General features: G+C 60.2%; 14 protein-coding genes and 1 pseudogene. 7 read left to right on the forward strand and 8 right to left on the reverse strand.

The genetic code is table 11. From position 1 onward, the window contains the following. Positions 1 to 57 precede the first annotated feature (57 nt). The gene (locus ACLI4M_RS12010; protein ID WP_133624892.1) at positions 58 to 771 is read right to left on the reverse strand and encodes a polyphenol oxidase family protein; all 714 of its coding nucleotides are present in this window, start codon (positions 769 to 771) and stop codon (positions 58 to 60) included. Positions 772 to 983: 212 nt separating this feature from the next. On the opposite strand from ACLI4M_RS12010, the gene ACLI4M_RS12015 reads away from it, so the two are divergent. From ACLI4M_RS12015 to ACLI4M_RS12025, 3 genes are all read left to right on the forward strand, one after another. Further along, positions 984 to 1,265: a toxin-antitoxin system TumE family protein gene (locus ACLI4M_RS12015; protein WP_133624891.1), complete on the forward strand. Its 282-nt coding sequence runs from the start codon at positions 984 to 986 to the stop codon at positions 1,263 to 1,265. A 4-nt stretch (positions 1,266 to 1,269) separates the two neighbouring features. Further along, positions 1,270 to 1,620, forward strand: coding sequence for a winged helix-turn-helix transcriptional regulator (locus ACLI4M_RS12020; RefSeq protein WP_133624890.1), 351 nt, complete (start codon positions 1,270 to 1,272; stop codon positions 1,618 to 1,620). A gap of 296 nt (positions 1,621 to 1,916) precedes the next feature. Further along, complete coding sequence (locus tag ACLI4M_RS12025) at positions 1,917 to 2,354, forward strand: VOC family protein (protein ID WP_133624889.1); 438 nt, start codon at positions 1,917 to 1,919, stop codon at positions 2,352 to 2,354. Positions 2,355 to 2,669: 315 nt separating this feature from the next. Here the strand turns inward: ACLI4M_RS12025 and ACLI4M_RS12030 are convergent, their stop codons facing one another. Next, entirely contained in the window at positions 2,670 to 4,679 is a 2,010-nt protein-coding gene (locus ACLI4M_RS12030; RefSeq protein WP_133624888.1) for an FAD-dependent oxidoreductase, read from the reverse strand. A gap of 243 nt (positions 4,680 to 4,922) precedes the next feature. On the opposite strand from ACLI4M_RS12030, the gene idnD reads away from it, so the two are divergent. The 4 genes and pseudogenes from idnD (at position 4,923) to idnR (ending at position 9,166) form a co-directional block, all read left to right on the forward strand. After that, positions 4,923 to 5,954 (forward strand): L-idonate 5-dehydrogenase, encoded by a 1,032-nt coding sequence (gene idnD, locus ACLI4M_RS12035; protein WP_133624887.1) that lies wholly within the window; start codon positions 4,923 to 4,925, stop codon positions 5,952 to 5,954. Between the two features lie 9 nt (positions 5,955 to 5,963). Further along, positions 5,964 to 6,729, forward strand: a pseudogene (gene idnO / locus ACLI4M_RS12040) (gluconate 5-dehydrogenase). 51 nt (positions 6,730 to 6,780) lie between these two features. Continuing rightward, complete coding sequence (locus tag ACLI4M_RS12045; RefSeq protein ID WP_048917421.1) at positions 6,781 to 8,100, forward strand: gluconate:H+ symporter; 1,320 nt, start codon at positions 6,781 to 6,783, stop codon at positions 8,098 to 8,100. Positions 8,101 to 8,170: 70 nt separating this feature from the next. Then, on the forward strand, positions 8,171 to 9,166 hold the full coding sequence (gene idnR, locus ACLI4M_RS12050) for a DNA-binding transcriptional regulator IdnR (RefSeq protein ID WP_133624886.1): 996 nt from the start codon (positions 8,171 to 8,173) through the stop codon (positions 9,164 to 9,166). On the opposite strand, the gene ACLI4M_RS12055 is transcribed toward idnR, so the two are convergent. The 6 genes from ACLI4M_RS12055 to ACLI4M_RS12080 form a co-directional block, all read right to left on the reverse strand. Further along, entirely contained in the window at positions 9,163 to 10,434 is a 1,272-nt protein-coding gene (locus ACLI4M_RS12055; RefSeq protein ID WP_253539498.1) for a cytochrome c, read from the reverse strand. The genes idnR and ACLI4M_RS12055 overlap by 4 nt on opposite strands. Before the next feature lie 52 nt (positions 10,435 to 10,486). Next, positions 10,487 to 12,088 carry a GMC family oxidoreductase gene (locus tag ACLI4M_RS12060; RefSeq protein WP_133624884.1) on the reverse strand — a complete coding sequence of 534 codons (1,602 nt, stop codon included), beginning with the start codon at positions 12,086 to 12,088 and terminating at the stop codon, positions 10,487 to 10,489. Next, entirely contained in the window at positions 12,081 to 12,608 is a 528-nt protein-coding gene (locus ACLI4M_RS12065) for a sugar dehydrogenase complex small subunit (protein ID WP_133624883.1), read from the reverse strand. Before ACLI4M_RS12065 ends, ACLI4M_RS12060 begins: the two co-directional genes overlap by 8 nt. Before the next feature lie 16 nt (positions 12,609 to 12,624). Beyond that, positions 12,625 to 13,080, reverse strand: coding sequence for a GlcG/HbpS family heme-binding protein (locus ACLI4M_RS12070; RefSeq protein WP_133624882.1), 456 nt, complete (start codon positions 13,078 to 13,080; stop codon positions 12,625 to 12,627). A gap of 149 nt (positions 13,081 to 13,229) precedes the next feature. Further along, positions 13,230 to 14,114, reverse strand: a complete 885-nt coding sequence (locus ACLI4M_RS12075) for an NAD(P)-dependent oxidoreductase (RefSeq protein WP_133624881.1) — start codon at positions 14,112 to 14,114, stop codon at positions 13,230 to 13,232. A 4-nt stretch (positions 14,115 to 14,118) separates the two neighbouring features. Next, positions 14,119 to 15,207 carry a 4-oxalomesaconate tautomerase gene (locus ACLI4M_RS12080; protein WP_133624880.1) on the reverse strand — a complete coding sequence of 363 codons (1,089 nt, stop codon included), beginning with the start codon at positions 15,205 to 15,207 and terminating at the stop codon, positions 14,119 to 14,121. Between the last annotated feature and the right edge of the window lies 1 nt (position 15,208).

Here is a 15,208-nt window from a genome sequence, read left to right on the forward strand (position 1 = left end):
ACCCCTACGAAAATTTCGCACCAACCGTAGTGGCGAGGCATGCCTCGCCCGCTGTTATCACCGCTTCGCAATCCACGAGAAGCGCTGCTCATATCCGTGCTGGCAATGGCTGTTGCGGCGGTAGCTGGCTTTCTCCTCCGCCATGCAGTAGGTACAAATCCCCGCCTGATCAATCTGCGCCTGCGGCACGCCCGCCCGTCGCGCAATCCTGTGCGCCAGCAGCGGCAAATCAAACCACACTCCCCCCGTCGTGCCCTGCGCCTGCGCGCGCTGCGCCAGCGGATTGTTGACCGCCTGCGCCGACCACGGCAGCATTTCGGCCAGCTGCTGCGGGTCATCCTGCTGCGCATGGTCAATCACATCCTGCCCCAGCTCATAGCAGCACGGCCCAATCGCCGGGCCGATGGCGATATACAGGCTATCCGGCGTCGCCCCGCGTGTGCATAAGGCCTGGATCGCATTAATCAGCACGCCGCTCAGCACCCCTTTTAACCCACCGTGTACCGCCGCCACCTGCTGCTGGCGCGTATCGGCCAGCAAGATCGGCAGGCAGTCGGCGGTATATACCGCCAGCGGATTTGACCCGCTGCCAATTAACCCGTCCGCATCCTGGCTTTTGACCGGCAGGGCCTCAACATCGCGGATCACGCGCGCGCTGTGGCGCTGCTGGTTGTAGATCGTCCCTTGCGGCGGGCGCTCCCCGGCGGGCAGAAACGCGTGGTCGAGCCAGTCAATACGGGAAAGCAGCGGTGAGCGATAAGGGGAGGGCATGGTGAATTCCTCAAAGCGGGAAAGAGCTCGATGCTACCAGAAAAGCGGGCGGAAACCATGGCGACAAAATGACAGCAAACTGTTGTAGGGGCGGACCCTCTTTTTCGGTCCGCCCGCAAGATGCTAAGGTGCTCTAATTTTGTTGTAATGTTTTACAACACCCTGCAGTGTTGGTATTATTTACAACACCTGAAAGTGGAAAGGATATCCCAATGGTCGCAAAGCAGTTAATCAGAATCCGTCAATTTATTGATGATAACGCGCTTGTTGAAATTGTTGTCTGGGAAGTCGCTCCTCCCGTTAGGGCGAGCCAGCATGGTTATAAGTACCGCCTCGCTTATGTTGTCGATGGACAATGCGTACTGCGCTATGACAACGAAGCTGGCAAGGGCGATCACAAACATATCGGCAGTGATGAGGTCGGCATCTCTTTTGAAAGCCTTGAGGGGTTGCTCTCGGCTTTTTGGGATGACGTAAACAACTTCAAGGGGTAATGCCATGAGAACATTAACGATTAATATTTCCACCATTGAAGAGACTCAGCGCCGTACGCTGGCAGCAATCAAAGGCGACGTGAAAGCGCGTGGCGATTTCCTCTCTTTCACCAGCTGGGACTTGTTGCACAAAGTGCTTACGCCAAAATGCATGAACATCCTCAATGCCATGACAGGCGAGGGCAACTTGTCGGTCAGAGAGGTCGCACGACGCGTCGGCAGAGATATTAAGGGCGTGCATACCGACGTGAAGAAGCTGCTTAGCCACGGTGTCATTGAACATGGCCCCGATGGAATTCAGTTCCCGTTTGATGAGATACGTTTCGATTTTTCTCTGGGGCACGCAGCGGCGTAGCGGCGGACCCTCTTTTTCGGTACGCCCGTCTCACCATTAAGAACGTCATCTCCTATTTCGTTCAGGAGGTGAACTCTCACTGCTTGCTACATCGTTGCCCATTGCGAAGCATCGAGGCTGGAATCTTGATAGGAAATAATTAAATCTGACAGTCCGCAATGAGCGAGATATAGTCATTCGCAATTTATCGATAAAAGATGCAGGCTTGTAAAACGGTCGCGCATTGATCGTGTAGAAATAAAGCAGTTTTTCTATATAGTTGGATGATGAACATTCAAAACTCAGCAGGTAATTGCATGATCTTAAGTGTTAATCACGTTGGTTTTTCAGTTAAAAACATTGAAGACTCATTATTATTTTGGACTCGGATTCTTGGAGGTAAATTATTACGTGAAGGAAAAATGTCTGGACCTATAATCGATGAGGTAACAGGTGCAAGGGGAGCTGATGTACGAATGGCTTTGCTTGAACTGGCTGATATTCAAATTGAATTACTACAATACAATAACATTGAGCAGCCAGAAGAACCTTCAGCGCCCTATATCCCAGGCTACGCTCACCTTGCTTTTATAGTTGAGGATCTTGATACGCTCTTGGGCAAAGTATCGGACTACGGCTGGAAGACGCCGGGTAAACCTCAGACAGTGTTGTCAGGCCCCATGCAGGGAACCAGAGTAATATATTTACAAAGCCCTGATGGTCAGACGCTTGAATTGATGGAACGCAGTCAATGAGGCCCACATATTATGACCTGTTATCCTCTAATTAAAACAGTGATGTTTGCAAAGTCCGCTCCAGGGCACTGAGCAGACCATCAGAACAGATTTCGTCTTATTGGGTCTGGTCACTGGTGAAAATATACTATGTTTATCCCCCCACTTCCGCCACTGCCACGGGGTGACCGGAAAAAGGTCACCCGCTATAAACTGCCGCCAACCTCATTCACAGCGGGCGCCCGATTTGAGGGGCAGGGATGCAGCCTTTGCCGGTCCGGCGTGCTCAATGTTGCCCCGCAGCAGACACAAATATTCCCGGCAACGAGGAACAAATTAAATCCCCAGCCCCAGCCTGGTGCCCTGGGCAATTGCCCGCCTGGCATCCAGCTCCTCGGCGACATCGGCGCCGCCGATAATATGCGGTTGCTTCCCCTGCGCCATCAGCGCATCGGCTAAACGGCGGTTGGGCTCCTGACCGGCGCAGATCACCACGTTATCGACTGCCAGCCGCTGCGGTTCGCCGTCGCGCAGAATATGCAGCCCGTCATTATCAATACGCAGATACTGCACGCCGCCCCACATCTGCACACCGTGCATTTGCAGGCTGGCGCGGTGGATCCAGCCGGTGGTTTTTGCCAGCCCGGCGCCCGGCTTGCCGGGTTTACGCTGCAGCAGCCAGATCTGCCTTTGGCTATGCGGCAGTACCGGGCGCGTCAGGCCGCCGGGCTGCTGCAGGCTGCGGTCAATGCCCCACTGCTGGCAAAATGCGGCGATATCCAGCGCGGTCTGCTCGCCGCTGGCGGCCAGGTACTCCGCCGTATCAAAGCCGATGCCGCCCGCGCCAATAATCGCCACGCGCGGCCCGACCGGTCTTTTATCGCGGATCACGTCGAGATAGCTCAATACCGAAGGGTGATCGATGCCGGGGATCTGCGGGGTGCGCGGCACGATCCCGCTCGCCAGCACCACCTCATCAAACCCGGCCAGATCGTCAGCGCTGGCAGGGTGATCCAGCCGCTGGACAACATGATGCAGCGCCAGCTGGCGGCGATAGTAGCGCAGCGTCTCGCTGAACTCCTCTTTACCGGGGATCTGACGCGCAATATTGAACTGGCCGCCAACCTGCGGGCTGGCATCAAACAGCGTCACCCGGTGGCCGCGCTGCGCGGCGTTAACTGCAAACGCCAGCCCGGCAGGCCCGGCACCGACCACGGCAATGCGTTTGATCTGCTGCGCGGGCGTCATCACCAGCTCGGTCTCGTGGCAGGCGCGTGGATTCACCAGGCAGGAGGTCAGCTTGCCGACGAAAATCTGATCGAGGCAGGCCTGGTTACAGCCAATGCAGGTGTTGATCTCATCGCTTCGCCCCTGCTGCGCTTTCAGCACAAACTCCGCGTCGGCAAGAAACGGCCGCGCCATCGACACCATATCAGCGCAGCCCTCGTCCAGCAGCGCCTGCGCCACGTCCGGGTGATTAATGCGGTTGGTGGTAATCAGCGGGATGCGCAGATGCTGCTTCAGCGTCTGCGTTACCCAGCCAAACGCCGCGCGCGGCACCGAAGTGGCGATGGTCGGAATGCGCGCCTCGTGCCAGCCAATGCCGGTGTTGATCAGCGTCGCACCGGCCTGTTCCACCGCTTTGGCCAGGCGGATGGTCTGCTCGAGGGTGCTGCCCTGTTCCACCAGGTCGAGCATCGACAGGCGGAAGATAATAATAAACGCCTCACCGACGGCGGCGCGCACCGCCCGCAGGATCGCCAGCGCCAGCCGCTGACGGCGGGCTTCATCGCCGCCCCATTGGTCGTCGCGCTGGTTGGTACGCGCCACCAGGAACTGGTTAATCAGATAGCCTTCGGAGGCCATAATTTCCACGCCGTCATAGCCCGCCTGCTGCGCCAGCCGCGCACAGCGGGCGTAATCGGCGATCAGCTGGACAATGTCATCATGGCTTAACGCGCGCGGTGTAAACGGGTTAATCGGCGCCTGCAGTGCGGAAGGGGCGACCAGCGCGGGCTGATAGCTGTAGCGCCCGGCGTGCAGGATCTGCATGGCGATTTTGCCACCCGCCTGATGCACCGCGTCGGTAACTTCGCGGTGATGCGGCAGCTGCGACGCGTCATTGAGCACCGAAGCGCCTCTGCTCACCACCCCCTCCGGCGAGGGGGCGATGCCGCCGGTAACAATCAGTGCCACCCCGGCACGGGCGCGCTCGGCATAAAAAGCGGCCAGCCGCGCCGCGCCATCCGGGTGCTCTTCCAGCCCGGTATGCATCGAACCCATCAGAAAACGGTTTTTAAGCTGGGTGAATCCCAGGTCGAGGGGGGCAAACAGTGAGACGCTCATCGTCAGCGATTCCTGAAGTGGTCGGATGAGTTCTACTGTAGCGGTGATATGAGCGTGACGAAAGTGCAGTTATTGGCTTTGTGATGCGCGCCACTGATTCCCGCTACCCTGAAAGAGCTACCTGCTTCACGTTATGCGTAACATGGGTTTAGTAACATGAATTTTGGTGATCTGATTCACAGTTTTACAAGTTAAACATCTGTCTGATAGGCAGCTGAACTGATACGCATTTAGAGGTACGTCATGAGCACCATCACGCAATCCTGCATGATTAACGGTAAACAACAGGTTGAAGTCATCAGCCAGCAGGTCAACTACCAGGGCGAAGGCACGCTGGTGCGCATCACGCGCGGCGGCATCTGCGGTTCCGATCTGCACTACTACCAGCACGGTAAAGTCGGCAGTTTTGCGGTGAAGATGCCGATGATCCTCGGCCACGAAGTGATCGGCCAGGTGGTGAAAAGCGATAACCCGGCGCTAACAGAGGGGCAGAAAGTGGCGGTTAACCCGTCGAAGCCTTGCGGCTCCTGCAAGTATTGCCTGGCGGATGAAGATAACCAGTGCACCACCATGCGCTTCTTCGGCAGCGCGATGTATACCCCGCACGTGGACGGCGGCTTTACCCAGTACAAAGTGGTCGACAGCGCGCAGTGCATCCCCTACGACAACGCCGCCGACGACACCATTATGGTGTTCGCAGAACCGCTGGCGGTGTGCATTCACGCGGCCAACCAGGGCGGCGCGCTGAAAGGCAAAAAAGTGTTTATCTCCGGCGTGGGTCCGATTGGCTGCCTGATTGCCGCCGCGGCGAAAGCCAAAGGCGCGGCGGAAGTGGTCTGTGCCGACGTCAGCGAGCGCTCGCTGGAGATGGCAACCGCCATGGGCGCGACCCGCACTATTCATGCCGCAGACGGCGATTTTGCGCCCTACCTGGCGGATAAGGGCTATTTTGATGTGTCGTTTGAGGCCTCCGGCCATCCCTCCTCGCTGACCCGCTGCCTGGAAGTCACCCGCGCCAAAGGCACGCTGGTGCAGGTTGGTATGGGCGGCGACGTACCGGGCTTCCCGATCATGATGCTGATCGCCAAAGAGATTAATCTGGTCGGCTCTTTCCGCTTCACCACCGAGTTCAATACGGCGGTTGAGTGGCTCGGCAACGGCACGGTTAACCCGCTGCCGCTGTTTAGCGGTGCCTATGACTACCAGAATATCGATGCGGCGCTGCAGTTTGCCGGTGACAAGAGCAAAGCCGCCAAAGTGCAGCTAACTTTCTAAGGGATGACCATGACCACACTTTTCTCGCTGGAAAACAAACGCGTGCTGATCACCGGTTCCGCTCGCGGCATCGGCTTTCTGATGGCGAAGGGCCTGTGCGAAGCCGGGGCAGAGGTGATTATCAACGCCACCACCCAGCAGGGCGCAGAGAGAGCCGCCGCCGAGCTGCAACAGCAGGGCTTTAAGGCCCACGCGGTGGCCTTTAACGTCACCCAGTCCGCCGAAGTGAACGCGGCGGTAGCGAAGATTGAGAGCGAAATAGGCCCGATTGATGTGCTGGTGAATAACGCCGGGATCCAGCGCCGCCGCCCATTCCTCGAATTCCCGGAGCAGGACTGGAACGAGGTGATTGCGGTCAACCAGAACGGCGGTGTTCCTGGTCTCGCAGGCGGTGGCCCGCCAGATGGTCACGCGCCAGAAAGGTAAAATTATCAACATCGGCTCAATGCAGAGCGAGCTGGGGCGCGACACCATTACGCCGTATGCCGCGTCGAAAGGGGCGGTCACCATGCTGACGCGCGGCATGTGCGTGGAGCTGGCGCGCCACAATATTCAGGTCAACGGCATTGCCCCGGGCTATTTCAAAACCGAAATGACCCAGGCACTGGCGGATGATGAAGCCTTCACCTCCTGGCTGTGCAAGCGCACCCCGGCGGCGCGCTGGGGTAACCCGGAGGAGTTGATCGGGGCGGCGGTGTTCCTGGCATCGAAAGCCTCTGATTTTGTGAACGGCCACTTACTTTTTGTCGATGGTGGCATGCGAGTGGCGGTGTAACAGCTACAACTTATTCACCTGTACCTACCTCTACCTCAAAGGAAGTGCTTTATGCCCATTACAATAATAGCTATTGGCGTAATCCTGCTGTTGGTGCTGATGATCGTCTTCAAGGTCAACGGCTTTATCGCCTTGATATTTGTCTCCGCCGTGGTGGGGATGGCGGAAGGGATGACGCCGCTGGCGGTTATCGCCTCAATCCAGAAGGGGGTTGGCGGCACGCTCGGCAGCCTGGCGCTGATCCTCGGATTCGGGGCGATGCTGGGGAAACTGGTGTCGGACACCGGGGCCGCGCAGCGCGTTGCCACCACGCTGATCGCCTCGTTTGGCAAGCAGCGCGTGCAGTGGGCGCTGATGGTCACCGGGCTGATCGTCGGCCTGGCGATGTTCTATGAAATCGGCTTCGTGCTGCTGCTGCCGCTGGTGTTTACCGTGGTTGCCGCATCGGGTATGCCGATGCTGTACGTTGGCCTGCCGATGGTTGCCGCGCTGTCGGTCACCCACTGCTTCCTGCCGCCGCACCCGGGCCCGACGGCGATCGCCACCATCTTTGGCGCCAATCTCGGCACCACGCTGCTGTACGGCATGATCATCACCATCCCGACGGTGATTATCGCCGGGCCAATCTTCTCTAAATTCCTCAAAGGCTTTGAAAAATCGCCGCCGGAAGGGCTGTATAACCCGAAAATCTTCGAAGACCATGAAATGCCTGGCTTCTGGACCAGCATTTTTGCCGCAGTGATCCCGGTGATCCTGATGGCGGTGGCGGCGGTGTTTGAGCTGACCACGCCGAAAGAGAACGTGCTGCGCCAGTTCTTCGAATTTGTCGGCAACCCGGCGGTGGCGCTGTTTATCTCGGTGGTGATTGCCGTCTTCACCCTCGGCCTGCGGAACGGACGCAAGATGGAAGAGGTGATGGAGATGTGCGGTTCGTCGATTGCCGCCATTGCCATGATCGTCTTTATTATCGCCGGTGGCGGTGCCTTTAAGCAGGTGCTGGTCGACAGCGGCGTGGGCGACTACATCGCCAATATGATGAAAGGCTCGTCGCTGTCTCCGCTGCTGATGTGCTGGACGGTCGCGGCGATGCTGCGTATCGCGCTGGGTTCAGCAACCGTGGCGGCGATTACTACCGCGGGTATCGTCACGCCAATTATCGCTATCACCCACGCCGACCCGGCGCTGATGGTGCTGGCGGTCGGCTCCGGTAGCGTTATCGCCTCCCACGTTAACGACCCGGGCTTCTGGCTGTTCAAAGGTTACTTCAACCTGAGCGTGGTCGAAACGCTGAAAACCTGGACGGTGATGGAAACCCTGATCTCCTTCCTCGGCCTGGCAGGGGTGTTGATCCTGAACGCGATTATTCATTAATCTTGTGCTGTACAGTAGGGGGCGACCGATTTTCTGGTCGCCCCTTTTCACATTTAATCACGGAACCCTGATGCGCGCGCACCGAATCTCCCTGCAGGACATCGCTTCGCTTGCTGGCGTAACCAAAATGACGGTCAGCCGCTATCTGCGCACCCCCGACCGCGTTTCGCCGCAGACCGGGGCGAAAATCGCGCAGATCATCGAAGAGATAAACTACATTCCCAACCGCGCGCCGGAGATGCTGCTCAGTTCGAAAAGCTACACCCTCGGCGTGCTGATCCCCTCGTTTAAAAATCAGATCTTCGCCGACCTGCTGAGCGGCATTGAAGCGGCGACCAAGGAGGGGCGCTACCAGACGCTGATCGCCAACTACAACTATGACAGGCAGACGGAAGAGGAGCAGATCATCAATCTGCTGTCGTACAACATCGACGGCATTCTGCTGAGCGAGAAGGATCACACCCTGCGTGCGGTGAAATATCTGCGTGCGGCGCAGATCCCGATTGTTGAAGTGATGGACACCCAGGGCGGCTGTCTGGATATGCAGGTTGGCTTTAATAACTTCAGCGCGGGCTACGATATGACGCGGGTGCTGCTCGACCAGGGGCGCAGCAATATTATCTACTTTGGCTCGCAGGATGACCGGCGCGATGAGTTTCGCTATCAGGGTTACTGCCAGGCGATGGAGCAGCACGGCGGGGTGGGGCTGCGCATCAATCCAAAGGCGATCTCCTCGCAGAAGCTGGGGGCGGCGATGCTCGCCAGCGCGCTGGAGCGGCATCCCGACCTTGATGCGGTGTTCTGCACCAATGACGATCTGGCGCTCGGTGCGCTGCTGCACTGCCAGCGTCACGGCATTGCGGTGCCGCAGCGCATTGCCATCGCCGGCTTTCACGGGCTGGAAATCAGCCGCGAAATGTACCCGACAATGGCGAGCGTCATCACCCCGCGTTATGCGATCGGTTACACCGCCGCGGAGCTGCTGCTAAAAAAAATCGGCGACAGTCATTTTGTCGCCGACTCGGTCGATCTCAGCTATCAGATCTTTATGGGTGAGACCATTTAAGGCTTATCGCCCTGCTGGAAAACCGGTGGCGAGGCCAGTTTGGCCTCCTCGCGCAGCGTGCTGACCTGCTTCGCGCTGACGTTTGCCGCCGCCGGGTTACCAAACTGCTGGCTGACAAAATTACTGACGTCGGCCACCTGCTGGTCGCTCAGCTCCGGGGCAAAGGCGGGCATAAAGATCTCGCCTTCGGCCATGTGGCGGCGCACGCCGTTCAGCACTACCGACACCAGGTTACGCGCATCGGCCGCGCCGGTGCTGGTGTGGTGGAACAGCGATGGATAGGCATGGAAGCCCTTGCCCGAACCCGCTCCGTCCGCGCCGTGGCAGCTGGCGCAGTTGCCGGCAAACACCACCGCACCCGGCTGCGCATCACGCGTGGCGGCATCCGCACCGCGCAGCGTAATCAGCGCATTCGACGGTTGCCCCCAGCTGTCCCGCGCCCGGGTCTGCTGCTTATCCCCCTGAGGCTTCACGCTCTTGAGATAGGTGGCAATATCCTCAAGATCGCTCTCCGGCAGGTACTGCAGGCTGTGCTCGATAGCTTCCGCCATCGGGCCGGAGGCGCTGGCTTTTCCGGCGACAAAGCCGGTTTTCAGGTAGGTCACCAGCTCCTGCTGACTCCAGTCACCAATCCCGGCCTGCTTATCCGGCGTGATGTTGTACGCCAGCCAGCCGCCCAGATCGCCGCCTGCCAGCGGTTTATCGTTATCCATGCCCATCGTCAGAGTGCGCGGCGTATGGCAGGTGCCACAGTGCGCCAGCGCCTCAACCAGATAGCGGCCGTTATTCCATTGTGCGCTCTGCTGCGCATCGTTCTGCAGCTCACCCCGATCAAAGTTGAACCACTTCCAGAAGCGCATCCCCCAGCGCTGATTGAACGGGAACGGCAGGTCGGTCTGCGGTGACGCCTGATGCACCGCAGGCATCGACATCAGGTAAGCTTTAATCGCCAGCACATCCTCGCGCTTCATTTTGGTGAAGGAGTCGTAAGGCATCGCCGGGTAGAGCTGCTCGCCATTTTTGCCAATGCCCTCCTGCACTGCCGCGACAAACTGGTCGTCGCTCCAGCTGCCGATGCCGTACTGCTTATCGGAAGAGATGTTACTGCCCCAGATCTGACCAAACGGGGTGCTGACGGCAAAGCCGCCGCCAAACAGCGGGCCGTTGGTGGCGGTATGGCAGGCGGTACAGTCGCCCGCCCGCGCCAGGTACTCGCCGCGCTTGATCAGCGCGCTGTTGTCTGCCGCCTGCGCCGCTGCGCACTGCATCAGGGCCACCGCGATGACGAAGGTGCTTAAAACAATTTTCATCGGGTGCTCCTTACAGGCTGGAAAGAACGCTGTCGGCCATACGCAGTGCCAGCGCGGTTCCGGTCAGCGTTGAGTTCACCGTCGAGGCTGACGGCATGATCCCGGTTCCGGCAATAAACAGGTTCGGGTGATCGTGGGTGCGGCAGTGGCCGTCCACCACGGAATCCTGCGGATTACTGCCCATGATCATGGTGCCGGTAATGTGCTGGTTATTGTCGTAAACGCCGCGCTTGCTGTAGATCGCCTCGCTGCCGCCCATCTCCTTCACCATGCGCTGGAAGTCGATCATCGACTGGTCATAGCCGCGATGCACATATTCCGGGAAGCTGTAGTAGACCTCCAGCCGCGGAATGCCCCAGGCATCCTTTTCGGTTTTGCTGAGCGTGACGCGGTTCTGCGGTTCCGGCAGCATCTCCAGCAGGCACTTCAGCTGGACAAAGCGTTCGGACTGGAAGGCCAGCTTGTCGTTGAGCGCTTTGCCGTAGTAGCCCTGGCGCACCAGCCGTTCGGTGAGGTAGCGCACCGGCGAGGTATTGGCGAGGTCGATGCGCAGCGCCGAGCGCTCGCTGCGGAAATCCCCGTCGCGCAGATTATTGATACTGCCCGGACGCATTGGCCCGCGGCCAAACCACACCGGCTCATCGGCGTAGAACTCCACCGACGATCCCGGGTGATCCATCAGATTGCGCCCGACCATGCCGGAGCTGTTGGCGATGCCGTCCGGGTAACGTTCGCTGGTGGAGAGCAGCAGAATTTTCGGGCTTTCAATACCGTTGGCTGTCAGGACAAACTGTTTACCGGTGACGCGATGGCGCACTTTGTTCCGATCGAGGTAGTGCACCGCCTGGATGGTCCCTTTGTCATCAGCTTCAATGCGGAACACCACCGCATTGGCAACGATTTTCACCCCGGCATCCAGCGCCTTACGCGCCGAAATACCGCCGTGATACTGCGCATCGATCGGGCAGACCGGCATACAGTTATTGTTGCCGCAGCAGGCCGGGCGGCCATCGTAAGCGATGCTGTTGCGCGCCTGCGGGCCAATACCCACCTCATAGCCCAGCGGGCCGAGGCGCTGCCTGAGGCGTTCGAAGCCGTACGGCAGCGGAATGCCGGGCAGCGGATAGGGGCGCGAACGCGGCGACGCCAGATCGCTGTCGCCGGAGACGCCCATCTGGTATTCGGCGTCGCAGTAGTACGGCTCCAGTTCGGCGTAGCTGATGGGCCAGTCGCGCCCGATGCCGTACAGAGAGTGGATGCGCATATCGTTCGGCAGCAGGCGAAATGCCTGGCCTGCCCAGTGCCAGGTGGTACCGCCGATGCCGCGCAGGTACTGGGCGCGATAGGGGTCCGGCCCTTTCTGGATCAGGTAGTTATTATCGGCAGGAATAAACTTCGGCTGCGGTGCCCACGGCTGCGGCGGGAAGGGTTCGGTAAAGTCGCCTTTAAACGGCGAGTTGCGAAAATACTCCACCGCTTCGTCGCGTTTAATCTCCGGCCCGGACTCCAGCATCAGCACCGAAGCGCCCGCTTTGGCCATCTTCAGTGCCGCCAGCGAACCGGCAATCCCGGCACCAATCACCACCACATCGGCGCTTAATGAATCAGACATGTGCTCTCCTTGCTGGCGGCTGCGTCCAGAAATCAGGTTGCCCCGGCGCATAGCTCGGCGGTAACAGGGAATCGCGAACCAGCCGATAGCTGGCAATATTTTCAAAGGCAATACACTGCGGGCGCGGCAGCGGTCCGACCACGCCGAGATACCAGCCGGAAACCAGCGCCTGATAGAGGTCGTTCAGCGCTTTAGGCTGCGCCGCCAGCAGCGTTAACAGGGCGCTGCCGTTGGCGTCAGGCTGCTGTTGCAGCAGCGCGTTGAGCGTATCCAGCTGGCTGTCCAACTGGGGAAAGTGGTCATGCAGCCAGCTGTACAGGCGCTGGGACAGCAGGGCATCCGGCTGGTCAAAAGCGGTCAGCCTGACGGAGATGGCGCGAAAACTGGCGGACGGTGCCACCGCAGCGGCCAGCGGAGGGCTGGCAAAGGCCAGGCTGGCGGGCAGCACCTGAGCCAGGACGCCAGCCACCAGCAGGCCCGCCGTGCCGGTCAGTAACCGACGGCGTGAGAGAGTTATCATCAGAATTCCCCTGGCGTTATTTCAGTGCCTGAGCGGCAGCCTCTGAAGCCTGATTGTCCAGCTCCTGTTTCGGCGTGCTGACGCCGACGGCGCCGACCACTTCATCCTGCAGAGCCAGCGGATAACCGCCGCCGAGTGCGATGGCATGCGGGATAGCCAGCACGGTGGTTTCGCCACTCTGCAAGCGCTGCATAAATTTCAGCGAGGGGGCGTGATACAGCGCGGAGGTGCGCGCTTTACCGATTGCCGCATCGACACAGCCCGGCGAGGCGCCATCCAGGCGCTGGAAGGCAAGCAGCGTGCCGCTGGCATCCACCACGGCGACGCAGCCGGTGCTGTGCTGCGCGCTGATACTGTTTTTCACGCTGGCGATCACCCGGTCAGCGTGAGCCGCGTCCAGCTGCGCCGCTGCGGCCTGGCCGATGCCAGCCGCCAGGAGTAGGGAGAGGGTTACAGATGCTCTGAGTTTCATACATTGCTTCCTGATATCCATTCACCGGTGAGCGCACTGGCCCCGGTATTTATTTTTTTCAGACGACCATCTCGTCGCCGTTACGCTAAGCCGTTGCCAATAGCCAGGCAACGCGCGATAAACAAAACGCATGCCTCTATCGACATAACTCATTGTGCTGGATAGATCTTATCCAGCGTCTCCTGCCAGACAAACGGGGTGAGCTGCTGATACTCCAGCGATCGCGCCTGCAGTGCGTCCACCAGCCCCTGCTGGGTTGCGACGATGGCCGCGCTCATGGCGGGCGGAACCCCGACGTCGCGCAGGGTTTTCACCACTTCCTGCATCTCTTCGGCGCGGCGCTGGCCGTGCTCCGCCACGCGGCTAATCAGGTAGTGCGGCAGCTGTTCATCCCAGCCGAGCGAAGGGAAGCTGGCGTGCAGTGAGTCGAGCACCGCCTGCTCGACGCCGTACTGCCGCGCCGCGCTCAGACACTCAGTGGTCAGGGCTTCCAGCCCTTTGATCATGATGCTGCGGCACATCTTAATGGCCGAAGCTTCCCCCACTTCGCTGCCCAGCAGGCGGCTGTTAAGACCGAGCTGCAGCAGCAGGGCATTAACTGCCTCAGCCTGAATCCCGCCGATCAGCAGCGGGGTGGCGAGGCGTTTTGGTGGCACCGGGGCCATCACGGCGACGTCGATATAGCTGGCCCCGTGCGCACCCACCGCGTCGGCCGCCGCACGTTTGGTATGCGGGGCCACCGAATTCAGATCGAGGAAGTGCTGCCCGGCATTGAGCAGCGGCGCGGCCTGCTGCGCCACGCCCAGCGCCTGGGATGCCGTGACCGTGGAGAAAACCAGCGTGGCGCTCTGCAACGCCTCAGCCAGCGAGGGCGCCAGCCGCACGCCGCTCTGCAGCGCTTTTTCCCGCAGCGCGGGCAGGCTCTGCGCATCCAGCGCTTTGCGGTCCCATACCGTCAGCCCATGGCCCTGCGCCTGTAAGTCACGGGCCAGGATGCCGCCCGCTTCGCCAAAACCGATAAAGGTGATGTTCATAACGCTACTCCTTGCTCAGCGGCCAGACAGCCGCAGGGATGAGGACTTCCCCGGCAAAAATGGCGCGCGCGGTGCGCAGTAGCCCGCAGCCCGCCAGCGGATTATCGCCAGCGCGCTGCAGCAGCACGCTGAACTCACCGCTGGGATGCTCCACGCTCAGGCGCTGCTGGGGGGCGTTGCTGATGCGCGCCAGCCCGTCAGCAACGCTGCCCGGGATCAGGCAGGCGCTGGCGACGCTGACCGCGCCGAGCACGCCAATCGACGCATGACAGCGGTGCGGGATAAAGGTGCGCGAGCTGACAGCACCGCCGTGGCGCGCCTCGGCCAGCAGGGTGACTTTCGGCACCGTACGCTGGCTGACGTCGCCCAGATTCATGCGCGGCCCGGCCTGCAGGCGAATCGACTCCAGCCGCTGCTTCAGCTCGCTGTCGTTATCCAACTGCTCACGGCTCTCATAGCCGCTGCGGCCCACATCGGCGGCGCGCAGCAGCACCACCGGCATGCCGTTATCGATGCAGGTGACGTCGACGCCGTCAAAGCGATCGCGCGGCTGGCCGGTAGGCAACAGCGCCCCGCAGCTCGACCCGGCAATCTCTTCGAAAGTAAGGGCGATCTCGCCCGCGGTGCCCGGCACGCCATCGATGCGCAGATCGCCGTCATAGTCGACCTCGCCGCCTGGGGTGGCGAATTCCGCCTCGGCAATTTGCCCGGTGTTCTGCATGAAGATGCGCACGCGGGTACGCTCACTGCCCGCCGTCACCAGCCCACGCTCAACGGCGAATGGCCCCACGGCGGCGAGAATATTGCCGCAGTTCTGCCCGTAATCAACGTAAGGCCGATCGACGTTGACCTGGGCAAACAGATAGTCGACATCAGCATCGTCACGGCGGGAAGCGCTGACGATCGCCACTTTGCTGGTGAGCGGATCGGCGCCGCCCAGACCGTCTATCTGGCGGATATCGGGCGAGCCCATCACCGCCAGCAGCACCCGGTCGCGCACGGAGGGGTCCGACGGCAGATCGTCTGCCAGGAAGCAGGCGGCTTTTGAGGTGCCGCCGCGCATCAGTAAACAGGGGATGCGGCGCTGGCGCATG

The sequence above is a fragment of the Erwinia sp. LJJL01 genome, assembly GCF_047300805.2.
GTDB lineage: Bacteria > Pseudomonadota > Gammaproteobacteria > Enterobacterales > Enterobacteriaceae > Erwinia > Erwinia aphidicola.